24 protein-coding genes are annotated in these 23,660 nt (G+C 57.8%); 3 read left to right on the forward strand and 21 right to left on the reverse strand.

Annotated features, from left to right (window positions below; translation table 11 throughout):
• The 15 genes from kdpB to G6L28_RS13945 form a co-directional block, all read right to left on the reverse strand.
• On the reverse strand, window positions 1-2,037 hold the full coding sequence (kdpB, locus tag G6L28_RS13875) for a potassium-transporting ATPase subunit KdpB (RefSeq protein ID WP_174064419.1): 2,037 nt from the start codon (window positions 2,035-2,037) through the stop codon (window positions 1-3).
• A 9-nt stretch (window positions 2,038-2,046) separates the two neighbouring features.
• Entirely contained in the window at window positions 2,047-3,756 is a 1,710-nt protein-coding gene (gene kdpA / locus G6L28_RS13880; protein WP_174064420.1) for a potassium-transporting ATPase subunit KdpA, read from the reverse strand.
• A gap of 14 nt (window positions 3,757-3,770) precedes the next feature.
• The gene (gene kdpF / locus G6L28_RS23210; protein WP_174064579.1) at window positions 3,771-3,857 is read right to left on the reverse strand and encodes a K(+)-transporting ATPase subunit F; all 87 of its coding nucleotides are present in this window, start codon (window positions 3,855-3,857) and stop codon (window positions 3,771-3,773) included.
• A gap of 11 nt (window positions 3,858-3,868) precedes the next feature.
• Entirely contained in the window at window positions 3,869-4,117 is a 249-nt protein-coding gene (locus G6L28_RS13890) for a hypothetical protein (protein WP_174064421.1), read from the reverse strand.
• 153 nt (window positions 4,118-4,270) lie between these two features.
• Window positions 4,271-5,182, reverse strand: a complete 912-nt coding sequence (locus G6L28_RS13895) for an ABC transporter permease (protein WP_174064422.1) — start codon at window positions 5,180-5,182, stop codon at window positions 4,271-4,273.
• Complete coding sequence (locus G6L28_RS13900; RefSeq protein WP_425292682.1) at window positions 5,179-6,273, reverse strand: ABC transporter permease; 1,095 nt, start codon at window positions 6,271-6,273, stop codon at window positions 5,179-5,181. The genes G6L28_RS13895 and G6L28_RS13900 overlap by 4 nt, the downstream gene beginning before the upstream one ends.
• Window positions 6,274-6,275: 2 nt before the next feature.
• Window positions 6,276-7,799 (reverse strand): ABC transporter ATP-binding protein, encoded by a 1,524-nt coding sequence (locus tag G6L28_RS13905; protein WP_174064424.1) that lies wholly within the window; start codon window positions 7,797-7,799, stop codon window positions 6,276-6,278.
• Window positions 7,800-7,804: 5 nt separating this feature from the next.
• Window positions 7,805-8,902 carry a BMP family ABC transporter substrate-binding protein gene (locus G6L28_RS13910; RefSeq protein WP_174064425.1) on the reverse strand — a complete coding sequence of 366 codons (1,098 nt, stop codon included), beginning with the start codon at window positions 8,900-8,902 and terminating at the stop codon, window positions 7,805-7,807.
• 24 nt (window positions 8,903-8,926) lie between these two features.
• Entirely contained in the window at window positions 8,927-10,306 is a 1,380-nt protein-coding gene (locus G6L28_RS13915) for an amidohydrolase (RefSeq protein ID WP_174064426.1), read from the reverse strand.
• A 1-nt stretch (window position 10,307) separates the two neighbouring features.
• A complete protein-coding gene (locus tag G6L28_RS13920) occupies window positions 10,308-10,967 on the reverse strand; it encodes a glutathione S-transferase family protein (RefSeq protein WP_174064427.1) in 660 nt (219 codons plus the stop codon).
• The gene (locus G6L28_RS13925) at window positions 10,964-11,809 is read right to left on the reverse strand and encodes an aromatic ring-hydroxylating oxygenase subunit alpha (RefSeq protein WP_174064428.1); all 846 of its coding nucleotides are present in this window, start codon (window positions 11,807-11,809) and stop codon (window positions 10,964-10,966) included. Before G6L28_RS13925 ends, G6L28_RS13920 begins: the two co-directional genes overlap by 4 nt.
• Entirely contained in the window at window positions 11,806-12,444 is a 639-nt protein-coding gene (locus G6L28_RS13930) for a Rieske (2Fe-2S) protein (RefSeq protein ID WP_174064429.1), read from the reverse strand. The genes G6L28_RS13925 and G6L28_RS13930 overlap by 4 nt, the downstream gene beginning before the upstream one ends.
• Before the next feature lie 163 nt (window positions 12,445-12,607).
• On the reverse strand, window positions 12,608-12,844 hold the full coding sequence (locus G6L28_RS13935; protein ID WP_174064430.1) for an acylphosphatase: 237 nt from the start codon (window positions 12,842-12,844) through the stop codon (window positions 12,608-12,610).
• Window positions 12,845-12,975: 131 nt separating this feature from the next.
• Window positions 12,976-13,299, reverse strand: a complete 324-nt coding sequence (locus tag G6L28_RS13940) for a GCG_CRPN prefix-to-repeats domain-containing protein (protein WP_174064431.1) — start codon at window positions 13,297-13,299, stop codon at window positions 12,976-12,978.
• A gap of 208 nt (window positions 13,300-13,507) precedes the next feature.
• Window positions 13,508-13,666, reverse strand: a complete 159-nt coding sequence (locus G6L28_RS13945; RefSeq protein WP_174064432.1) for a hypothetical protein — start codon at window positions 13,664-13,666, stop codon at window positions 13,508-13,510.
• Between the two features lie 223 nt (window positions 13,667-13,889).
• Between G6L28_RS13945 and G6L28_RS13950 the strand changes: the two genes are divergently transcribed.
• The gene (locus G6L28_RS13950; protein WP_174064433.1) at window positions 13,890-15,245 is read left to right on the forward strand and encodes an aspartate aminotransferase family protein; all 1,356 of its coding nucleotides are present in this window, start codon (window positions 13,890-13,892) and stop codon (window positions 15,243-15,245) included.
• A gap of 48 nt (window positions 15,246-15,293) precedes the next feature.
• Here the strand turns inward: G6L28_RS13950 and G6L28_RS13955 are convergent, their stop codons facing one another.
• The 6 genes from G6L28_RS13955 to G6L28_RS13980 all read right to left on the reverse strand — a co-directional run bounded on the left by G6L28_RS13955 (window position 15,294) and on the right by G6L28_RS13980 (window position 21,153).
• Window positions 15,294-16,079, reverse strand: a complete 786-nt coding sequence (locus G6L28_RS13955; protein ID WP_174064434.1) for an ABC transporter permease — start codon at window positions 16,077-16,079, stop codon at window positions 15,294-15,296.
• A 2-nt stretch (window positions 16,080-16,081) separates the two neighbouring features.
• The gene (locus tag G6L28_RS13960) at window positions 16,082-17,260 is read right to left on the reverse strand and encodes an ABC transporter permease (RefSeq protein WP_174064435.1); all 1,179 of its coding nucleotides are present in this window, start codon (window positions 17,258-17,260) and stop codon (window positions 16,082-16,084) included.
• Window positions 17,257-18,324, reverse strand: coding sequence for an ABC transporter ATP-binding protein (locus tag G6L28_RS13965; protein ID WP_174064436.1), 1,068 nt, complete (start codon window positions 18,322-18,324; stop codon window positions 17,257-17,259). The genes G6L28_RS13960 and G6L28_RS13965 overlap by 4 nt, the downstream gene beginning before the upstream one ends.
• Before the next feature lie 97 nt (window positions 18,325-18,421).
• A complete protein-coding gene (locus G6L28_RS13970) occupies window positions 18,422-19,447 on the reverse strand; it encodes an ABC transporter substrate-binding protein (protein WP_337795768.1) in 1,026 nt (341 codons plus the stop codon).
• 232 nt (window positions 19,448-19,679) lie between these two features.
• Window positions 19,680-20,420, reverse strand: a complete 741-nt coding sequence (locus tag G6L28_RS13975; protein WP_174064438.1) for an SDR family NAD(P)-dependent oxidoreductase — start codon at window positions 20,418-20,420, stop codon at window positions 19,680-19,682.
• A 70-nt stretch (window positions 20,421-20,490) separates the two neighbouring features.
• Window positions 20,491-21,153: a GntR family transcriptional regulator gene (locus G6L28_RS13980; RefSeq protein ID WP_174064439.1), complete on the reverse strand. Its 663-nt coding sequence runs from the start codon at window positions 21,151-21,153 to the stop codon at window positions 20,491-20,493.
• Window positions 21,154-21,227: 74 nt separating this feature from the next.
• On the opposite strand from G6L28_RS13980, the gene G6L28_RS13985 reads away from it, so the two are divergent.
• Together G6L28_RS13985 and G6L28_RS13990 are read left to right on the forward strand one after the other, a co-directional pair.
• Window positions 21,228-22,292 (forward strand): phosphotransferase, encoded by a 1,065-nt coding sequence (locus tag G6L28_RS13985; RefSeq protein ID WP_425292683.1) that lies wholly within the window; start codon window positions 21,228-21,230, stop codon window positions 22,290-22,292.
• 3 nt (window positions 22,293-22,295) lie between these two features.
• Complete coding sequence (locus G6L28_RS13990) at window positions 22,296-23,624, forward strand: aspartate aminotransferase family protein (RefSeq protein WP_174064441.1); 1,329 nt, start codon at window positions 22,296-22,298, stop codon at window positions 23,622-23,624.
• The last annotated feature ends 36 nt before the right edge of the window (window positions 23,625-23,660 follow it).

Consider the following 23,660-nt stretch of genomic DNA (forward strand, 5'->3'; position numbering starts at 1 on the left):
TTAAACCAGATGAAGCGAGCTGACGGCGATATCGATGATCTTGATGCCGGCAAAAGGAAGGATCAGGCCGCCGACGCCGTAGACCAGGAGGTTTCGGCGAAGGAGTGCCGCCGCACCGGTCGGACGGTAGGCCACACCTTTCAATGCAAGAGGAATCAGCGCCACGATAATCAGCGCGTTAAAGATGACAGCCGACAGAATAGCCGACTGCGGTGACGCCAGCCCCATGATGTTGAGGGCTTCGAGTGCAGGATAGGTGGCAACGAACAATGCAGGGATGATGGCGAAATATTTGGCGACGTCATTGGCGATCGAAAACGTCGTGAGCGAGCCGCGTGTCATCAGAAGCTGTTTGCCGATTTCGACGATCTCGATGAGCTTGGTCGGGCTGGAATCGAGGTCCACCATATTGGCGGCTTCGCGGGCGGCCTGGGTGCCGGTCTGCATGGCGACACCGACATCGGCTTGGGCGAGCGCCGGCGCGTCGTTGGTGCCGTCGCCGCACATGGCGATCAGGCGGCCGCCCTGCTGCTCGCGGCGAATATAGGCGAGCTTATCCTCCGGGGTTGCCTGAGCGAGGAAGTCGTCGACGCCGGCTTCCGAGGCAATCGCAGCGGCCGTGACTTGATTGTCCCCTGTGACCATGACGGTGCGGATGCCCATCGCTCGCAACGCCGCAAAGCGTTCCTTGATGCCTGGTTTGACCACGTCCTTGAGGTGGATGACGCCGAGCAGGCGGTCGCCATCCGCAACGCCAAGCGGCGTGCCACCGGTGCGGGCGATCTGATCGACGGCCCGGCTGAACTCCGCTGGCGCATCCTGTTCGGTGAGACCGGTGAATTTCAGCACCGCATCGACGGCACCCTTGCGCAGGCGGCGCTGACCGATGTCGACGCCGGAGAGGCGGGTTTCGGCGGTGAAGCCTATGACCGCATCGAACTCTGCCTTCGGCACCGACACACCGAACTCGCCAGTCGCCAATGCGACCACCGAGCGACCTTCCGGCGTCTCGTCGGCCAAGGAGGCGATAAACGCGGCCTCGGCGAGTTCGGTAGGGGGGACGCCCGGCGCGGCAATGAAGTCGCTGGCCATGCGGTTGCCGAAGGTGATGGTTCCCGTCTTGTCGAGGAGCAACGTGTCTACGTCGCCAGCGGCCTCGACTGCGCGGCCGGAGGTGGCGATGACGTTGAAGCGGACAAGACGGTCCATCCCGGCAATGCCGATCGCGGAGAGCAGGCCGCCGATCGTGGTCGGGATCAACGTAACCAGCAGGGCTGCCAGCACCGTGACAGAGAGCACCGTACCGGAATAGCTGGCCAGGCCCCACATGGCGACGCAGACAAACAGGAAGATCAGCGTCAGGCCAGAAAGCAGGATAGACAGCGCTATCTCGTTCGGCGTCTTCTGGCGCTGGGCACCCTCGATCAGCGCGATCATGCGATCGACAAAGGAAGAGCCGGGCTGGACGGTGATCCTGATTTTGATCTCGTCCGAGAGAACCTGCGTGCCGCCAGTCACAGCCGAGCGGTCGCCGCCGGATTCGCGGATGACGGGGGCAGATTCGCCCGTTATCGCACTTTCGTTGACCGAAGAAACGCCCTCGATGACTTCACCATCGCCGGGGATCAACTCACCGGCTGCGACCAGCACGATGTCGCCGACCTTGATGCTGGAAGCCGGTATCGTTTCCGTTTTGCCGTTGCTGCCGAACCGCCGGGCGACGAGTTCGGAATTGGTCTTCTTAAGGCTGTCAGCCTGGGCGCGGCCACGACCTTCCGCCACGGCTTCGGCAAAGGTGGCGAACAGCACGGTAAACCAGAGCCAGGCGGCGATCTGGCCGGAGAATCCAGCGTCGCCCGTATTCGAGGCGAGGTCGCGGATAAACAGGATCGTCACAACAACAGCGACAATCTCGGTCACGAAGATGACGGGGTTGCGCAACAGCTTGCGCGGATCGAGCTTGGCGACTGCATCGCGCATCGCCGGGAACAGGATCGCGGGGTCGAGAAGGCTGGGAGCCTTGTGGTCTTTGGACATGATGTTTCCTTAGAAGGTCTGGCCTGCGAGCATGGCGAAGTGTTCGACGATCGGTCCGAGCACCAGCGCGGGCAGGAATTGCAGGCCGCCGAGAATGAGGATAATGCCAATCAACAAGCCGACGAAGAGGGGGCCATCGGTCGGGAATGTGCCCGCAGAGGTCGGTGATCTGACCTTGGCGGCGAGCGACCCTGCGATCGCCATGACCGGCACGACATATGCGAAGCGGCCGAGCAGCATGGCGATGCCGAGCGTCGTGTTGTACCAGACAGTGTTGCCGCTAAGACCGCCGAACGCCGAGCCGTTGTTGCCTGTAGCCGAGGTATAGGCGTAGAGGATTTCCGACAGACCGTGCGGACCTGCTGTCCCGACGCTTGCCACCGCGAAAGGCAGCATGGCCGAGACGGCGGTAAACCCGAGAATGACCAGCGGCAGGATCAGCACCGCGAGCATGGCGAACTTCATCTCGCGGCCCTCGATCTTCTTGCCAAGGAATTCCGGCGTGCGGCCGACCATCAGACCCGCGACGAAGACGGAAAGCATCGCAAAGACGAGCATCCCGTAGAGACCGGAGCCGACGCCACCGGGCAGCACCTCGCCAAGTTGGATGAGGAACATCGGTACCAAACCGCCGAGCCCGGTGAACGAGCCGTGCATGCCATTGACGCCGCCGTCCGAGAGACCGGTCGTGACCGCAGCATAAAGCGCCGTCATGGCCTGGCCGAAGCGAACTTCTTTGCCTTCCATGTTGCCGAGCGATGGATCAACACCGATTGCCGTCAAGATGGTGTTGCCCTGGGCTTCAGCCCAATAGGTGACAGCAACGCCTGCGACTAACAGGACAGCCATGGCGGCGATCAGAGCCCAGCCCTGGCGGCGGTTTCCGACCATCTGGCCGAAGGTATAGATCAGGGACGCCGAGATCGACAGCATGGCGAAAATGTTGAGGTAGTTCGACCAGACAGTCGGGTTTTCGAGGGGGTGGGCTGCATTGGCGTTGAAGAAGCCTCCGCCATTGGTGCCGAGCTGTTTGATCGCTTCCTGAGAGGCGACGGGTCCAAGCGAGATCACCTGGTTGGCACCTTCCAGCGTCGTAGCGCTCACCGATGCGTCGAGCGTTTGCGGCAGACCCATGGCGACGAAGACCAACGCAACGATAATGGCAAGCGGCAGCAGAACGTAGAGTGTCGCCCGTGTCAGATCGACCCAGAAATTGCCAAGCGTCGTCACCTTGGATCGGGCGAGCGCCCTTGTTACCGCTATCGCGAGTGCCATGCCGGTGGCGGCCGACAGGAAGTTCTGCGCAGAGAGGCCTGCCATCTGGGAGAAATTGCTGAGCGTTGTTTCTCCGGAATAATTCTGCCAGTTGGTATTGGTGACAAAGGAGACCGCCGTATTGAAGGCGAGATCCGATGGCATTCCGGCAAAACCCTGCGGGTTCAGTGGCAGGTAGGCTTGCAGGCGGAGCATGGCATAGAGTGCGACGAAACCAGCGAGCGAGAAGGCGAGCATGGCGAGCGTATAGCCGAGCCAGCTCTGTTCCTTGTCTGGGGTGATGCCGCTTACCCGATAGAGGTCGCGCTCCACGCGGCTGAGCACGGGTGAAAGAAATGTCCGCTCTCCAGAAAACACCCGCGCCATGTAAAGGCCGAGTGGCTTGATGGCGATGAGAACGGCGAGGAAGAGGAGGCTGATTTGCAGCCATCCGATAATAGTCATCGATCTGCTCCCGATCAGAAACGCTCGGGACGCAACAGCGTCACGATGAGGTAGATGCCAAGGGCGATAGCGACGAAGAGGCCGAAAAGGGGTTCGAGCATTTGCGTGCCTCTCACAGCCGGTCGAGCGCGCGGGCGTAGAGGGCAAGTATGAAAAGCGTCCCCCCGCCGAGCATGATGAAGATGAAGTCGGACATGTCCGTTTCTCCTGTTGATACAAACACAGGATTAAATCCGCTTCGGCTCAGGCTTCGATTGGGAAGAGTGGGTACCGGGATAAAGAGAAGATAAAGATGAGGGTGGACGGCAAACTGTTGCCTTGTGGCAGTAGGGCGAACTGCATTGAGCAGCGTCTTGTCCATCCAAGCCAGATGCCTGGCTATTGGAGCCATATTTTTGCCGGGAATGAGGGCGCAGTGCCGTCGCCCCTCATCTCAAGCCCGATGTCAGGTTCGGGGCAATATCCAACTGCGTTGCGCCAATTCCGGTGATTGACAGGCTGCCGCGCCGGACGATCACCGCTCGAACGGTTCGCCGAGCGATGCCACACCATTGAGCTTCAACAATCTGCGATCTGCCGAGATGATGCCAAGCACGATAATCGTGACGACATAGGGCAGGCTGGCCAGAAGCTGTGAGGGAAGATCGACGCCGACAGCCTGTGCTGCGAGACCCGACAGTGATACCGCGCCGAAAAGGCAGGCACCCAGAAATACCCGTCCCGTCAGCCATGTGCCGAACACGACGAGAGCTATCGCTATCCAGCCTCTGCCTGCAATCATTCCATCGGCCCATAGGGGCGTGTAAACGACAGCCGCATAGGCCCCTGCGAAACCCGCCATCAATCCACCGAACAGGATGGCGTAGATACGCACGCTCATAACAGAATAACCGATGGCGTGGGCCGCTTTCGGGTGTTCGCCCACTGCACGAATAACGAGACCGACCTTCGTTTTCGTCAACAAGATCCACACGCCGAGCGTTGCTATGAGCGCAAACCAGACTGCAATGTCCTGTTTGAACATGCCGCCGATGACGGGAAGGTCGGATAGGCCAGGCACCGCAATTCTCGGCAATCCACGCACCGTCAGGCTTTCATAGGTTTTGCCGAACAAGGCGGACAGGCCCTGTCCGAGAATACCGATGGCCAGGCCCGTCGCGACCTGATTGGCCCGCAGGCCGAGTGCGACGAACGCGAAAACGAGAGACAACGCCGCCGCGCCAAGACCGCCTGCGATGAAGGCAAGGAAGTGGCCGCCGCCGTGATAGACGACGATGAAGGCTATGACTGCGCCTAGTGCCATCAGACCCTCGACGCCGAGATTGAGAACGCCGGTCCGTTCCACCACGAGTTCGCCGAGTGCTGCCAGCAGGAAGGGTGTGGCGGCAGCGAACATGCCTGCCAAAACAAATTCCACGCCGCTCATGATGAAGCTCCCTGCATCGTCTTTCGCCATTCCAGGCGGTAACGGACAAAACAAACGGCGATCAGGTAGGCCAGAAGCAATGAACCCTGAAAGACGCGAACCGCCGCCACCGGGAGATTTGCCGAAACCATGGCGTTATCTCCACCGATATAAAGAGCGGCCATAAGCAGTGAGGAAAAGATGATGCCGATAGGGTGCAAGCCGCCCAGATAGGCAACGATGATTGCTGCATAACCGTAACCGGTAGCAATGGAGCGCTGCAACTGCCCGATGGGGCCTGCGACTTCCGCCGCACCTGCCAAGCCAGCAGCGAACCCGCCGATCAGCAGCGAAATCCAGATCGCCGATTTTTCAGAGAAACCAGCATAGCCAGCCGCGCGTGGGGCCAAACCGCTGACCTGCAATTTATAGCCGATGAAGCTTTTCTGCATGAATATCCACGCAGCGAATGAAAAAACCAGAGCCAACAGAAGCGAAACGTTGACCCTTGTGTCTTCGATCAGTACAGGCACCATCGCGTCATACTGAAACATCACCGACTGCGGGAAATTGAAACCGTTCGGGTCTTTCCACGGCCCCAGCAAAAGGTAGTAAAGCAGTTGCGAGGCGACGAGGCTCAGCATCAGTGAAACGAGAATTTCGCTCGCGTTCAGCCGTGCGCGCCAGAATGCCGTGATCGCCGCCCAGAGCGCGCCGCCAATGGCGCCGCACAGGAGCATCGAGGGCCATATCCAGGCGCCCTCTGCCTGCGGATACCAGATCGGGATCGCCGAAGCGAAGATTGCGCCCAATATGAACTGGCCTTCCGCACCGATGTTGAAAATCTTCGCGCGAAAGCCGATGGCGAGGCCCTGCGCGATGAAGAGCAGCGGTCCGGTTTTCAGCAGGACTTCCGAAAATGACGACCATGAAACGAATGGCTCGATCAGCATGGACTGCATGACGGCCAGGGGATCACGACCCATGATGATGTAAAGAGCGAAGTTGAGGAGGATTGCCACGCATAAGGCGATAACGGGTGCCAGGATCATCGCTTTCAGCGATGCACGCTCACGTCGAACAAGTTTCGGAAGTGCCAATAATGGGTTCATGCTCATGAAGCCTGTTTCTCCAAGGCAACATGTGATCCGATCATGTAGCGACCGATCTCCTCCGCCTTCGTATCGCGCGTGATCAGTGGTTCGCTGAGCGTGCCCTGCCGCAGTACCTGAATATGGTCCGTGATTTCGAACAGCTCTTCAAGCTCCTCTGAAATGACCAGTATCGCCATGCCTTCGTTACGCAGGCGGATCAGCTTCTGACGGATGGCCAGAGCTGCTCCGATGTCTACGCCCCATGTCGGTTGAGCGACGAAAAGCAGCTTCGGTGCAAGCATGATTTCGCGCCCGACGATAAATTTTTGCAGGTTGCCGCCAGACAGCGCGCCCGCTTCTGCCTCGGGGCCGGGCGTTCGCACATCGTAGTCGCGGATGCAATTTTCGGCGAAAGTCTCGGCCCTGCGCTTATCGACCAGACCGTTCCTCAGAAGCTTCAAGGGATGCGCTGTCAAAAGCCCGTTCAACGTCAGGGACATCTCGGGAACTGCGCCGCGACCGAGCCGGTCCTCCGGCACGAATGCAAAACCGAGTCTCCGGCGCGCTGCCGCACTGAGCTGGCCCACATCCCGGCCCATCATGAATATCCGGTCGCGCTCATGTCGGCTCAATCTCGTCTCGCCGGAGATGAACGCTGCAAGCTCACTCTGTCCATTGCCGGAAATACCCGCGATACCAAGAATTTCCCCTGCCTGAAGCGAAAGGCTAACTTTCGAGAGCGGCATCGCGAACGGATCGTCGGGCGTATAATCCAGCCCGATCAACTCCAGTCTGGTCTCGCCAACAGCATTGGCCGCAACCGGCGTGGGTTCCGGCATGTCGCGACCGATCATCATGCGGGCAAGGTCATGGGCGTCGTGCTCGCGTGGGTCGACATTACCTGTCACCATTCCGCCACGCAAAATTGTGGCCCGATCACAAAGCGAGCGTATCTCATCCAGCTTGTGAGAAATGAAAAGGATCGAAACGCCCCTGTCGCGCAGTCGGCGCAATGTCTCGAAAAGCTTCTGAACAGCCTGCGGCGGCAGAACGGAGGTCGGCTCGTCGAGGATCAGAAGCTTGGGATCGGTCATGAGACAGCGAATGATCTCAACCCGCTGCCGTTCGCCGACCGAGAGGGAATGGACGTGGGCGAGCGGATCGACCTCAAGGCCGAATTCCCGGCCAAGCTCACGCATCCGCGTTGCGAGTTCAGCTTTTTTACCGGGCATCACCAGTTGAATGTTTTCGACCACCGTCAGGGTCTCGAAAAGTGAAAAGTGCTGGAAGACCATGCCGATGCCCTGTCGTCGGGCATCGGCGGGCGAGGCAATTTTCATCGCCTCGCCATTCCATGAAAAGCTCCCCTCATCCGGCTGCTCGACGCCATAGATGAGTTTCATGAGTGTCGATTTGCCAGCGCCATTCTCGCCGAGGATGGCGTGGATAGATCGAGGCGCCACGTCAAGATCGATGGCCTTGTTGGCTTTGATCTGGCCGTAGCTTTTCGATATGCCGTGGAGCGACAGGAGGGGAGCGGTCATAGGGATCACTTCGGAAGCGGCGTGGTCACACCCTTGACATGCCAGTCCATGGCGACGATCTCGCTGTCGGACATCGTCGCGCCTGCCTTCACGCCTTCACTTCCATCCGCCTTCGCGATTGGGCCTGTGAAGGGAGAGAAGCTGCCAGCAGCGATCTTCGCTTCGAGGTCCTTGATCTTCGTCATCGTGTCGGCTGGAATATCGGCGTTCCAATCGACAACCTCGACCACCTTGTCCGCCATGCCGAGGAAGGCGTTCGCACCCTTGAATTTACCGGCAAAATGCGCCTCGACAGATGCCTTGAAGAACGGCGACCAGTCTGTCGCAACGCATCCGAGATAGGTCTTTGGCGCGTATTTTTTCATGGAGGAATTGAGGTTGAAGGAGTAGACGCCCGCTTCTTCACATGCAGCAACAACCGAAGGCGTATCCTGCGCATTCGAGAAGATCACGTCGCATTTCTGCGAGATCAGCGCTTTTGCCGCTTCCTGTTCCTTTGCAGGATCGAACCAGGAGTTTACCCAAACGACGGAGACTTCGATGTCGGGTTTGACGGCCTGAGCGCCTAGGGCAAATGCGTTGATCGAGGTGATGAGCTCAGGGATGGCGAAAGCGGAGACGGAACCGATCTTGCCTGTTTTGGAGAGGGCTGCCGCTGCCATGCCCAGCAGATATGTACCCTGGAAATATTTCGCTGCGAAGGGCGAAAAATTCGGCGCGACCTGAAAGCCGGAAGCATGGAGCACGCTGACTTTCTTGTCGCGTCGCGCAACCTGCAAGGCACCGTTTTGATAGCCGAACGAACCGGCAATGAGGAACTTGTTTCCGTCCGCAACGGTCTTCGTCATGATGCGGTCGGCGTCCGGGCCTTCCGCGATGTTTTCAATGATCGTCACCTTCACCTTGTCGCCATATTCGGCCTTGACCGGCTCAAGTCCTGCGGCAAGGGCATGGCCCCAGCCGACATCGCCGATGGGCGAAGGCACGACGAGGGTGATGCCGAGCGGCTGGTCAGCGGCCGATGCTGCGCGACCGCCGAGTGCACCGGCAATACCGGTGGCTGCTGTCGCCTGGAGTAGGGTTCTGCGGGTGAGTTTCGTCATGACTTTCGTTCCCTTTGATCGTTATTAGAATTCTATTGCCGCAAGCGCAGCCTCGGCATCTGCCGCCAGCTTTGCCTCGTCAAGCCCGATGAACTCGCCCTTTTTCCAGACGATCTTGCCGTTGATCATCGTCATGTCGGTGGTGGAGCCGATGCCGACGCGGGGGATGAGGCTGAGTGGATCATGACGCGTGCCGACATAATCCATGCGGCGCGTATCGATGGCGAAAAGGTCCGCCGCCATTCCCGGTGCCAGACGGCCAATATCCTTGCGCCCTAGCAGGCTTGCGCCGCCGGATGTGCCGTAGCGCAGAAAATCGACAGGCGATGGTACCGGATGCTTTCTGCTGGACGAGACCAGACATTGAAGCATGTATGCGGAATGCAGGCAGTGCATCAGGTTCGAATTGTCGTTGGACGCCGCACCGTCGCAGCCGAGCCCGATGCGCAAACCGAGTGCAGCCATGGCTGGAATGTCGGTAACTTCAGCGCCGACGAGATAGACCGGTTCCGGGCAATGCGAAACGCCGGTGCCGCTCGCAGCAATCGTCCGCAGTTCATCATGCGTCAGTTCCCAGCAGTGCGCATAGAAAACGTCCGGTCCGGCAAAGCCTATCTCTTCCAGATAATCGACCGTGCGAAGACCATGACGTGCCTTGATGACATCACTCTCGCCCTCACCGACATGGGTGTGCAGGAAAGCACCCTTGTCGCGGGCAAGCCTCACGGATTCCACGAAGGTCTCGCGGTAGCTATTGACCGGCTGGCACGGCGCCACCACCACCTGACGCATGCTGAACGGGTTGGTGTCGTGGTAGATATCGATCAGCCGCGCACAATCACTGATAAATTCGTCTGTGGTTTCGAGCATCTCATCGGGGATTGTCGACCCCTGAGATTTCGGCAGGCTGTTGCCACCGCGCCCGGCATGAAACCGCATTCCGAGCAGGTCTGCCGCCTCAAACTGACGGTCGATCAGGCGCTTTCCCGCGTGTCGCGGAAAATTATACTGATGATCGAAGGCCGTGGTGCAGCCGTGCTTTATCAACTCTGCCATGGCAGTGACAGAGGAATGATAGAAGCAGTCTTCCGTCAGTCGCGAGAAGACCGGATAGATACGATCCAGCCATTCGATGACCGAGAGCTTCGTCCAGTCGAGATCGGCGCGGTTGCGCACGAAGCACTGGAAGAAATGGTGATGCGTGTTGACGAGACCGGGATAGACGAACCAGCCCTTTGCATCTTCGATGATGGTGTGTGGCGGGAGATCTCGGGATTGCAGGTCGGGGCCGATGGCGTGGATCGCGGGGCCATCGGTCAGAATATCGACGTTGCGCAGAACGGCGGGACCAGTCCCATCGTCGACGCCAACCGCTTCACAGTTTTTAAACAGATAGCCGGGCATCTCAGGCGCTTTCCGCCTGTATCTCCGGCTCCGGCTTCAACTCGTGCAGCCGGTGAATACCGGGCATTTCGATGAAGTTCGGAAGCGAACGAAGCGACCGCGACCAGAGGCGGATCGTCGGGTAGGGATCAAGCGAGACGTTGCCGTCAGGGGCAAGTGCGACATAGGGAAAACAGGCGATGTCCGCAATCGTCGGACGGTCTGCAGCGAGATAGCGCTGCCCGCGTATTGCCTGCTCGGCAAGACCAGCCTCAAGCTCGCGCAGGGCGGCAGTTCCTGCTTTCTGCAATGCATCGATGTCTCCGGGAACGAGCAGCATTCTGTCCAGACGCGCGCCACCGAGGCTGGATGTCAGTCTTCCCGAAAAGGAAAGCCATTGCTGAATTCGGGCCGTCTGTGCCGGGCTCCCATCACCCAGCCATTCGGGCGATGCCGTGGCTGAGATATAGGCGAGCATGGCAGACGATTCCGTCAGCAGCAGATCGTCATGCTCGAGAATGGGAATCGTCCCAGCCGGATTGATCGCAAGCATCTTAGGGCTGCGATGTTCGACGCCCGGATGGAAGTCTACGGGGTGAAGGTCGAGCGTGACACCCGCAAGAGCGGCCATCAGCCGGACTTTGTAGCAGCTGGGTGAAAGGATGTAATCGTAAAGCTTCATTGCGCCACCAGTTGCGCGCCATAGGTATAATTGCGCCGCTTGAGCCAGCGCCTGTAGGCGATTGATGTCAGGTCTGCACGGGTCGGAATTTCCTTGCCGGGATCGAGCGGCAGGCGTGTGGGAATCTGATTTTCGAGGATGGACCGGTCCTGAAGAAAAATCGTCTGCTGGAAATGGATGAGATCAGCCATCGGCGTCTTGTCATCGAATAGAGCCATCCACGGCCAGACATCACAGACATCTTCGCTGAGCGGTTGCACGAAGAGCGTAATGACGTCCCAGTCGCTCGGGCGCGGAGGGCAGGTCTTGTAAAGCACCGAGCAGGTAGGGGCGGGCACGCGGTACATATATTCCGTGGTTATGCCGCCGCTGGCAGATTTGGCCGCCTGTGGCTGGTAGAACTTGACCTGCGTCGCCCATACCTCATCCACATCTTCGCGAATCTCGACCTTGTATTCCTGCACCTCGGTATGGGGCTCGGAGCCGAGAATGTCGGTATGAACGAACGGAAAATGAGCGACATCGAGAAAATTTTCCACCGCACGCAGTGGTGAGCATCGCACACGAACAACGCCGACATCCACCAGTCTGCGACCGGGCTGATCTGCTTCAGGAATAGAGAAAAGCTCGTGCGACGGATTGCCGAGTGAGGTCCAGATATGACCGTAGCGCTCGGTTACCGGTAATGCGCGACCTTTGTCGTCGGTAACGACTATTCCACCCTCAGCACTGCGACCAACCGTGATCGGAGTGCCCATTAACATCGTCTGGCGAGCGACAGATTTGGTCTGGCTTATCAAGCCGACCGGATACCATTCATCGAGCATACCAACCTTGCTCATGCGGCAGCTCCAGATGTAAATGTCTCCGCCGAACGCCGCAATGCTTCGGCTGCACGCGAAGCAGCGATGCGCTGTGCCGTTCCGGCGTCATCAGGCATGAGAACGAGGATCAATGTTTCGTTTGCGGACTGTGCGTGACACAGCAGGGAAAGTCCGCCGATCTCCAGCAGCCCGTTGTCATCCGCCTGCGCCCCAGTCGAAGCTTCCAGCGCCTCAATTCCGATATTTGCTGACATGGATCGAAGTGGGGATAGGCCTTCGAGGCGAGGTGGTTCTGCCGTGAGTGAACCGTCGCTCACCCAGACGACGGCATTCTGCTCGCGAACAGTGTATGTCACCACACGAATTGTCTCTGGTGGCTTTAGAGAAGGATGGGCCGGAATTTTCATGCACTGACCGGACTGCGCATAGCTCCAGCCATGATAAATACAGGAAAGCAGCTCTCCGCGAACGAAGCCGTGCGACAGTCGCATTCCCCGGTGGGGACATCGATCAGCCGATGCCGTCACTCGCCCCGAAGCGCTGCGCCAGAGAGCAATCGTTTCACCGGCAAAACGAACAGGCATTACCGCTAGCGCTGGGATGTCTTGAGATAAAGCGACCGGCACCCATGAACCTGGCGAACGGGCATGCATAGATAAACTTTCTAAAGTAAACAGAGGCTTATAAGTGTCGTCATCTGCGTAGCAGCACTGACAGTAATTATGTTTGCATAAAATTTGCCCAATAGCAATGTCGGTCTAAATAAAGTGCATTGCAGTTGCGAAAATAAAAAGTCACTCGCAATTGTACAGAGTTTTACAGCCGCTCGATGGCATCCACCCAAACATCGATTGGGCCCAAAAAACATCCGACCTCCATCATATCGATCAGATCTTCCTGTCCATGAAAATCGATCTCTATTCGTGTGTCCGAAACATGAATTATCGACTGAGACAAGCCCAGTTTGGCAGCGTGGCGGTCGATCCACGGAAGAAATACGACCGGCTTCAAGTCGCCTAAGATAATGACGCGTTGGATCGTATGCTGGGTCATCTATGGTATCCAATGTCTGGTCTGCTCTACGGTTTCCAACGATTGTTCATTGTTAATGCAGAGACCTGCGAGCCACTTAAATACGCTCGCAGGTCCGTATATTAAACCAGCCATATGATCGCTAAATCAAGCTATTGCCAACGATATTCGCGGTAATCGTAACCCCGGTCCCAATCGCGACGTTCGCGCCATGCTCTCCGTTCCTGGCGCTCGCGCCATTCGCGGCGTGCCTCCCAGCGATCTCGACGATCCCAGCCGTCATAATAGGCCCGGGGAGGGCCATTGGGGCGACAATAACCACGCGGCGAAAGATGAAATCCCCGTCCACAAGCGTAGTCAGCCTGCTGGACGAGAGGTGCCTTTGCGTGTGGTATCGCAGATATCGGTAACGCGTTTGCGGTCGGTGCAACCAGTCCGCTGATGATCATTCCCGCGCCTATAATCAAATTGCGCATCTCAATCACTCCGTTGTGGATGACGCAATTTAGCTTTCGTTTCCGTGAACTGTGGCTGAATGAACAATGACCATTTCAGGGCGAACGGTGCCCGATTTGGTCGAAAAAGCGACTTTAGAGGTGGCCGTTCCAGCTGCACTTTTCGCAAACGAGAGCAACGAGACGGTAGCGCGTCGGCATCACGCAAAGTTGGGTGGTTTTCTAGACTTCAGGACGCCCCTATGCCGTTGTGAACCGCCAGCGCATCGTCATAGAGCGAGCAGAATTGTGCCGACACGTCGGAAGCAATCGTCGCGATCAGGGGTGAAAGCCGTGACGAAGGATTATTCAGATAAACAGCATAGTAATCGGTGGCCGGGGGCGCCACCACAGCTTACCGGCACGTTAAAGCAACCGCCAAGATCGTAGAGCCGGGTGGTTAACCCTTGAGACTTGCTCCGGTATATATAGCATGAGCTTCGTCGCACGCTCTGTTCCGGCCTGATCCAGCAGGACTTACCACACCAGACATGAGCATGCGAAAAGCGGCTACTGCTCCAAGAACTCGATCTTGAAAGCTTCGCCAAATAAGGGAACGAAGGAACCGATACATGACCATCATACCAAATTCGATTGAAGGCCGCGATATTGCCTATCAGATGCATCCGAACGTCAATCTTCGGAAATATGAAAAGACGGGCGGTCTCGTTATCGAGTCGGGGGAGGGCGTCTATGTTTTCGATAGCAGCGGCAAGCGCTACATAGAGGGCCTGGCCGGTCTCTGGTCGGTGGCTGTCGGGTTTGGGGAGAAACGTCTGTCGGAAGTAGCGAAAGCACAGATGGATAAGCTGCCCTATTATCATACCTTCGCTTACAAGACCCATGGCCCATCGATCGAGCTTGCCGAAAAGCTGATCCAGATCGCGCCCGTTCCAATGTCCAAGGTTCACTTTACGTCGTCCGGCTCGGAGGCAAACGATCTCGCCTGCAAGATGGTCTGGTATCGCTCGAACGCCCTTGGAAAGAAGGACAAGAAGAAGATCATCGGGCGGATCAAGGGTTATCACGGCGTGACGATTGCCTCCGGTTCGATCACCGGCCTGCCACGCAACCATGAAAGCTTCGATCTGCCGCTGGACCGAATGATCCATACATCCTGCCCGTCCTTCGTTCATCATGGATCAGCAGGCGAGAGCGAGGAAGAGTTTACCGCCCGCATGTTGAAGGATCTGGAAGACCTGATCCTTAAGGAAGGTCCGGAAACCATCGCTGCATTCTGGGGCGAGCCGGTCATGGGTGCGGGCGGCGTGCTCGTTCCACCAGCAGGATACTGGGAGGGCGTGCAGAAAATCCTGAAGAAACACGACATCCTGCTGGTCGTCGATGAAGTCATCTGCGGCTTTGGCCGCACCGGCAAGATGTTCGCCTGCCAGACCTATGGTATCGAGCCGGATGTTCTGGTTCTCTCCAAGCAGCTTTCCTCGTCTTACATGCCGCTGTCGGCAATTTTGATGAATGACGCGTTCTACCAGCCGATTGCCGACGAGTCGGATCGCATTGGCGTATTCGGTCACGGTTTCACTGCATCCGGCCATCCCGTTGCGACGGCCGTTGGGCTGGAAAACCTGAAAATCATCGAGGAGAGAGATCTGATCGGCAACGCTGCACGGCTGGAGAGCAAATTCCTCTCGCGGCTTGAAGGCCTCTCCCAGCATCCGCTAGCGCATTCTTCCCGTGGTGTCGGCCTGCTTGGCGCACTCGAGATCAAGCCTTGGGCAAACGCGAAAGCTGGAGACGCAGCGGCTGCCGTTGGCGCTGCCTTGGAACATGAAGGCGTTATCGCCCGTGTCGTTGGAGAAGCAATCTGCTTCTGCCCACCTCTCATCATCACGGCGGAACAGATTGATGAGATGTTCGATGCCTTGGCTCGCGCGCTCGATACCGTCGCGGCAACGCGTAGCGCTTAAGAGGGCAGGTGATCCGGCAGCGAAAGCTGCCGGGTTTAACACGACTGATCAGCCGACAGTCGTTTTTCTCACATGCCTGAAAGCAATGGCCAAGGCGCCCGCCAAAAGGGTTGCCGTGATGAACAGGAAGGCAGCGGCGGCAATGGCAGGGCTGATATTCTCGCGGATGCTGGAGAACATTTCACGCGCCAGCGTTCTTTGATTTGGCCCCGCAACGAAGAGCGTCAAGACCACCTCATCCAAAGACGTCGCAAAAGCCAGCACGGCGCCAGAAAGAACGCCGGGCATGGCAAGCGGCAAGGTAACGCGGCGAAAGACGGTGGTGGGTGAAGCACCCAGACTTTCGGCGGCAAGCTCTACGCGTCCATCGATACCGGCCAGCGCCCCGCTGACACTGACGACGACGAAGGGGACGGCCACGACAGTATGGGCGATGATTACGCCTATATAGCTGTTGGTGAGCCCAAAGCGCGAAAGCAGAACCTGCATGCCAACGCCGAGAACAACAGCCGGAACCACCATCGGCAGCAAAAACAGAGTGCGGATCGTTCCCTTGAAAAAGAGGCGGCGGTTGCGCAAGCCGAGCGCCGCCAATGTTCCGAGAATTACCGCGAGCATTGTGGTGCCAGACGCAATGATGAGGCTGTTGATGATCGCCCGACGCCAGGCATCTGCGGTGAACAGTTCCTCCAGCCATCGCAGCGACCAAGAGGGAATGGGGTAGGTGAGGATGACACTCGATGTAAAGGCGAGGGGCAGGATTGCGAGGAGTGGCGCGATCAGAAAAAGAATGGCGGCAACGGCAAAGAGTGGCTTGAGAATTCTGAGCGTCATGGTCAGTACTTCGTCTGCTCTTCCGCCGAAAGCCGGGCGTAAACGCTGTAAAGAACGAGCGTGGCGACGAGCAGCACGACGCCCAGCGCACCTGCCATCCCCCAGTTTGCGGTTCCTGTCGCATAGAATGCGATGACGGAGGAAATCATCTGATCGCCCGGACCACCGATCAAAGCGGGGGTGATGTAATAGCCGATGGCCGAGATGAAGACGAGCAGGCAACCGGAGGCCACGCCGCGCAGGCTGAGTGGCAGTAGCACCTTGATAAAGGCCCAAAGCGGGTGAGCGCCGAGCGAAGCTGCGGCGGGCATGAGGTTGCGCGGTATGGTGATCAGCACCGAATAGATCGGCAAAACCATGAAGGGCAGCAGCACATGCGTCATGGCGATGATCACACCGATCCGGTTGAAGATCAGCGGCAGAGGATCACTGATCAGGCCGATCCATTGCAGCATTTCGTTGATCAGCCCCTGCTCCTGCAGCAGAATGAACCACGCCGCCGTTCGCACCAGAAGCGATGTCCAGAGCGGCAAAAGCACCGCACCCAACATGAGATCGCGCTTCCAGCCTTCGAGGGAGGCTGCAATCAGCGCATAGGGAAAGCCGATGAGGACGCAGGCCGAGGTTACAAGCGCGGCTATCCAGAAGGTACGAGCGAGGATGACGCCGTTGACGGATTGATCGGCGGGTAGATGCTCGATGTCCCCTGCCGAGTTGCGGCCAAGGTCCACCGCCGCGAGCAGGTTGCGATCCGTGATTGGCGAAAGTGCATCCGCAATCGCAATCCAGTAGTCAGGCTGGCCCCATCTCTTGTCTATCGAAACGAGATCGACAGGTGACGCCGCTCCGTCTGCCAAAGCACTCGTTGTTTTCGACATCAGTGTACGAAAGCCGGGGCGGGCGCTGTTGAGACGGCGAACCATGTCACCCAGCGCCTGCGTATCGTCCACCGCCTTCAAATCCGAAATCAGCGCCGCCTGCATCTCGCTCGTAGGGGGCGTCTGCCGATCCCATTCAGCGACGATTTGAGTGCTCTTCGGCAAAAGGCGCAACACCGCCGTATCCGAAACCGATTGCGACACCATGCTGAGAAGCGGCCAGATGAAGAAACCGACGAGAAACAGGAGAAGCGGCGAAAGCAGCAGAAGTGAGCGAGCGGTGGGTTGCGAGAAACCACTCATGGGATGATGACCCGGCAATCGCTGGAGGAGAACCCGGCATAGACTTTCGTGCCCGGCTCGAATTCGCGCAAGCGCCGACCAAGCTTCGCGATGAGAGGCTGGCTATTGTTCTGTAACTGAACCCGGAGATGATCGCCCTGATAAACGCAATCGAGAATTTCCGTTTCGATACAGTTGCGTGACTCGATGCGGGCTTCGCTCAAATCCACACGCTCGGGACGGATGGAAACGAGAACGGGGCGACCTGCCGAAACGCCTTCCGGTACCGCGGAAATGATGTGAGAGCCGGAAGGCATGCGAACCTTTGCTTCCTGCCCATCGAGCGCCTCCACAACACCTTCAATCAGATTGGTTTCACCGATAAATTCGGCAACGAAGCGCGTCGCGGGCTCGTCATAGACCTGCCGGGGCGTTCCGATCTGCTCGATTTTGCCCTTGTTGAACACCGCCACCCGGTCAGACATGGTCAGCGCTTCCGACTGATCATGGGTGACGAAAACGATGGTAAGGCCAAGCCTTCGGTGAAGATCTCGGATATCGAGCTGCATCTGTTCACGCAACTGCTTGTCCAAAGCGCCCAGCGGCTCATCCATCAACACGACCTGCGGCTCGAATACCAGCGCGCGCGCCAGCGCCACGCGCTGCTGCTGCCCGCCGGAAAGCTGGAACGGTCTCCGCTCTATGAAAGCGGAAAGCTGGACCATATCGAGTGCCCGTTTGACACGGTTTGCGATTTCACCTTTGGGGAGGCCACGCATCTGGAGCGGGAAAGCGATGTTCTCGCCAACCGACATGTGCGGGAAAAGCGCGTAGTTCTGAAAGACCACGCCCATGTTTCTCTTGTAGGTCGGGATATTATTGACGGCTGCGCCATCGACAAGAATGTCACCGGACGTCGGCTGCTCAAAACCGGCAAGCATCATAAGAAGTGTCGTCTTGCCGGAGCCGGAGGGACCGAGCAGGCTGACGAACTCTCCCTTATCGATGCTGAGATCGAGGTTCTCGACCACTGTCAGAGGGCCGAAGCATTTGGTGATGCGATCAAAACGAATAAATTCAACCATGGAAACTCCATCGACTGCTCCGGCAATAAAAAGGAGCAGGACGTGTCGTAACTGAAGCAGGACACCGACATGCGGTGCCCTGCGAGGGTACTAAAGCTTACTTGGCCAGCCAGGCGTTGAAGCGCTGGGTGAGGGATTCCGCATTGTCGATCCAGAAATCGACATTGAGCGGGATCGCATCCGTCATATTGGCGGGGTCTGTCGGCAGGTCCTTGGCGTATTCTGCCGGTACCTTGGAAGCGGCTTCCTTGTTCGGCAGGCCGTAGGCCACGAATTCCGGAAGCTTGGACTGGTGTTCCGGCAGGCTTGCGAACGCGATGAAATCCTGCGCCTCGGCCTTGTTTGCCGCATCCTTTAACACCACCCAGCTATCGACAGCATAGATGCTGCCCGGCCAGACAACCTTGAAATTCTTGCTCTCGGTTCGGTTGATACCGGTAATGCGGCCATTATAGGCGGAGGTCATCACCACTTCACCCGATGCCAGAAACTGCAAGGGCTGCGCGCCGGATTCCCACCAAACGATGTTCGGTTTCAACTCATCGAGTTTTTTGAAGGCGCGGTTGACGCCTTCTTCGGTTGCGAGAACATCGTAAAGCTCATCTTTTGAAACGCCATCCGCCAGAAGAGCGAATTCGAGCGTGTATTTCGGGCCTTTGCGCAGCGAGCGCTTGCCCGGAAATTTCTCCACGTTCCAGAAGTCTTGCCAGGATTTCGGGCCTTCCTTCAGCTTTGCGCCGTCATAGGCAATGGCGGTTGACCAGACGATTGCGCCGACGCCACAGTCGTTGACGGCTGTTGGCAGGAACTTGTCCTTGCCGCCCATCTTGTCCCAATCGATCTTTTCATAAAGACCGTCGGCGCAACCAAGGGCCAGTTCTTCTGCCTCGACCTGCACCGCGTCCCAGTTCGGCGCGCCAGCTTTGACCTTGGACTGGATGACGCCGATGCCGCCATCCCAGGCTTCGTCCAGAACCGGCTTGCCGATCTTTTCGGAGAAAGGCTTGAAGTAAATCTTGCGCTGCGCATCCTGATAGGTACCGCCCCAGGAAACCACGGTCAGGTCTCGGCTGAAGGCTGGCAAGCTCTGGGTAAGCGTCAAGGCGATGGCAGCTGCCGCGATAGCGGAAAATTTCTTGAACTCATTCATTATGTTCCCCTTTTCGTCTTGAGAGGACCGGCGTCGTATGCTCGGCCCGGATGGAATTCCTCAAGGTCTCGCAGATGTCGTGCTTGTCTTTTGCAATGTCACGAGGCCTGCATGTCGCCCGCCGGTCTTCCCTTTTCCTCTGGAAGGCGGCGAAGTATCGTATGCATTCTTCTGACCGGCGGCGGATGTTCAGCCCGCCCACAAGTCAAACGTGCTGCCCTCCATTGATGTGGATTTCGGCTCCGGTAATATAGGAGGACTGCTCTGAGCAAAGGAAGTAGATGGTTTCCGCCACTTCTTTCGGTTCCCCGAGCCTACCCATCGGCACCTCTGCGGCAACCAGTTCATCGGTACCCGGCGACAGGATCGAGGTCTCGATTTCCCCCGGCGCAATGGCATTCGCACGCACGCCGAAACGGCCAAACTCGTGCGCCATTTCTCGGGTGAGAGAAGCCAGCGCTGCCTTCGATGCAGCATAGGCAACGCCGGCGAATGGATGCACGCGCGATCCGGCAATAGAGGTGACGTTGACGATCGAACCCTTTGCCGCTTCAAGCTCCGGCAGTAGCGCCCGGGCCAGAAGCGCAGTCGAAATGAGGTTGACGTTCATCACCTGCGTCCAAACGCTGGCCTCTGTTTCTGCAACACCCAGACGGCTCTTGTCCGGTCCCTTCGGAGAGATTCCGGCATTGTTGACGAGGGCTTGCAATCTGCCTTTCGGCAGTCTTTCCCGCACAGTATCGACAAGACGATCAATCTGACTCAGATCGGCCAAGTCTGCCTGAATATGACTTTCGCGAGCAGACGGCCATGCGCATTCTTCGGCAAAGGGTTGACGGGAAACGGTAAGGATACGCCAGCCCTTGGCCTGGAAGAGCTTCACGGTGGCGTGGCCGATACCACGGCTTGCGCCTGTCAGTAGCATGTAAGGTCGATCTTCGCTCATACGCCGCTCCCTGATGTTTGATGCATCATATTACCCCATTCCGGAATTGCAACAGCTCATTTTCGACCGGTCAATTCTCCCGAATTGTGATCCGCTCGAGGATCGGCTTGCCGCCCAGTAGTATGTCATCGATGATCGCCATTGCAGCCCCAGCAGAATCGTGCCGCTTCAAAGCTTCTACGACCGGATAGTGGTGATCGATCATGGCGCGTCCCGCCGGAATGTAAATATCCGATATGTGCGGGCCCATCTGGAGCCAGAGACGTCTTAGTATCCCGTTCAGCACGGGAAGCCCAGCAATCTGAGGCAGCATGAAGTGAAATGCTTGGTTGAGCGCAGCGCCCCGTCGACCATCTCCATCGGCAATTGCCTGTTCGTTTTCCCGCAAAACCTGCTCCAAAGCAGCAATATCCTGTCCTGTCGCGGTCTGTGCCGCCGTCTCTGCCGCCAGCCCTTCCAGCTTCACGCGAATAGTCCTGATCTCCCGGTACCGCGCCTGTTTCATGTCTGGAATTCGAATATCTCGCGGCGAGCGGAAGATAAGGGCCTCGTCATTGGCGAGACGCAGGATAGCATCACGGATGGGGGTGACACTTGTGCCGAACTGTTCGGCGAGATCGCGGATTTTCAGGCGCTCGCCGGGCTGGAACCGTCCCTGCATGAGGGCATCGCACATCGCGGAATAGACCGTGTTGCTCAAGCTTTCATAGCCCAGCGGAGAAAATTCCGACATAAAACCTCCCGACCCAATTTGATGTTTGATGCATCATAATTTTGTGTTACACCACTCATATCAGTTTAGTCTTGATTGGCAATGGGGGGAGACAGGTGGAAGCAGTCGCGACGTCCAAGGCGGACGCCATCTCTGCGTCGCTGACCGTGACGCCGCTCTCGACGGTGTGCGAGCATGCGTTCGAAATCTATGGGTTTATCGGCTCTACCAAGCGATTGTCGAGCGAGCGCGACGAGACGTTCCTGTTCACGCGGAGCGACGGCGCTGAGTTCACGTTGAAGATCGCCAATGCCGCAGAAGATCCAGCGGCGCTTGAATTTCAGGATGGTGCTCTGCTGCATCTGGCCAAGGTTGCTCCCCATGTTCCGGTGCCTCGTCTTGTGCCGACACGCGACGGCAGGGAGAGCCAAACACTCCAGACGGTGGATGGGCCTCGCATCATGCGCCTGCTCACATATCTTGGCGGCGACTTGCAGTATCGCACGCCCACAACAGCCGAGCAGAGCCGAAATATCGGCATGGCGCTGGCTCAACTGGGGCTAGGACTGAAGGATTACGGCGGACGACCGCCCAGCGGAAAACTAATGTGGGACATCTCTCATACCCTGGATTTGCAGGGTTTCACCGATTTCGTGGGGGAGGAGCGCCGAGAAGCCGTTGAGGTGGTGCTTGTCGATTTCGAGGCTGCCTTGCCGGCGATCAGGGCGTTGAAGCGCCGCCAGATCATTCATAACGACTTCAACCCGCACAATATCCTCATGCAGCCGTATGCTCCTTGCGAGGTCTCCGGTATCATCGACTTCGGTGATATGGTTGAAGCACCGCTCATCAACGATGTGGCAGTCGCGCTCTCTTACCATCTCGCAACCGACAACTGGCAGGAGAGGACACAGGCCTTTCTGGAAGGTTTCATTGCTGTGCGTCCGTTGGAAGCCGACGAAATAGAGCTTCTGCCGCTTCTTGCCCGCTGCCGTCTGGCCATGTCCATTATCATCGCGGAATGGCGCTCGGCGCTTTTTCCCGACAACCGCGATTATATCATGAGAAACCATGCGTACGCATGGCGTTCGCTGCAACACATTCCGCAACTCACATCCGCCGGGTTGAAAAGCCTTGCGCCAAATCTTTCGAGGGCTTGAAACATGTCTATGGTCAACGCTTTTTCGCGCGATGATTTCGAACGTCTGGATGAAGCCGAGAAGGCATTGATCGCCAGGCGCAACAAGGTTCTTGGCCCGGCATATCGACTTTTCTACGAAAAGCCCCTCCACCTTGTGCGCGGAGAAGGCGTCTTTCTCTATGATACGGCAGGCAAGCAATATCTGGATGCCTATAACAACGTCGCGTCTCTCGGTCACTGCCATCCGCGTGTCGTAGAGGCCATTACGCGGCAGACTGGGGTTCTCAACACCCACACGCGCTATCTGCATGAAGGCATTATAGAATATGCCGAAGAGCTGACCGCAACTTTTCCCGATGAACTGAGCCAGGCGATGTTCACCTGCACGGGCAGCGAAGCAAACGATCTCGCCTTCCGCATCGCCCGCTTTGTCACCGGCGGCACGGGCGTCATTGCAACCGAACTTGCCTATCATGGGCTGACGAGCGCTGTTGCAGAATTCTCTCCTTCGCTAGGCGAATCCGTAACGCTTGGTGCACATGTCCGCACCATTCCATCACCCGATAGTTACCGTCATTCCCCGGAAGAAATCGCACAGAAATTCGGTGCGGACGTGAAGCAGGCCATTGCCGACCTTAAACGTCACGGCATTAAGCCAGCGCTTTTGATCGTAGACACGATCTTTTCCAGCGACGGCATCTTCGCCGGTCCGAAGGGTTTCCTGAAGCCCGCTGTCGATGCGATCCACGAGGCTGGCGGTCTGTTCATCGCCGATGAAGTTCAGCCGGGCTTCGGCAGAACTGGCGAAGCGATGTGGGGTTTCCAGCGCCACGGCGTGATGCCGGATATGGTGACGCTCGGCAAGCCTATGGGCAATGGCTATCCCATGGCGGGCATCGTGATGCAGCCGGAAGTGATTGCGCAATTCGGACCACAGGCACGATATTTCAACACCTTCGGCGGCAACCCGATTGCGGCGGCAGCGGGTAAAGCCGTTCTGGATACGATCAGAGACGAGGGCTTGCAGCAAAATGCGCTGGAAGTTGGCCGTTATCTTATGGACGGACTTTCAAACCTCAGTGGACCGCATTCGGTTATCGGCGATGTCCGTGGCTCCGGCCTCTTCATCGGCGTGGAGATCGTGTCCGACCCTGCAACGAAAAAGCCCGATGCGGCTCTCACCTCCCGGATAGTTAACGGCTTGCGTGAACGTTACGTTCTGATCAGCGCTTCGGGGCCGAATGCCAACGTACTCAAAATCCGCCCCCCGCTCGTCTTTGCGAAAGAACACGCCGATCTTCTCCTCGAGAAATTGAAGCTTGTCCTTGATCAGTGTGTTCCCGCCCTTTAGTTCACCAACATTGCCTATGGCGGTTGTTCCGGTGCG

It is taken from the genome of Agrobacterium larrymoorei, assembly GCF_013322225.1.
GTDB classification, from domain to species: Bacteria; Pseudomonadota; Alphaproteobacteria; order Rhizobiales; family Rhizobiaceae; genus Agrobacterium; species Agrobacterium larrymoorei_A.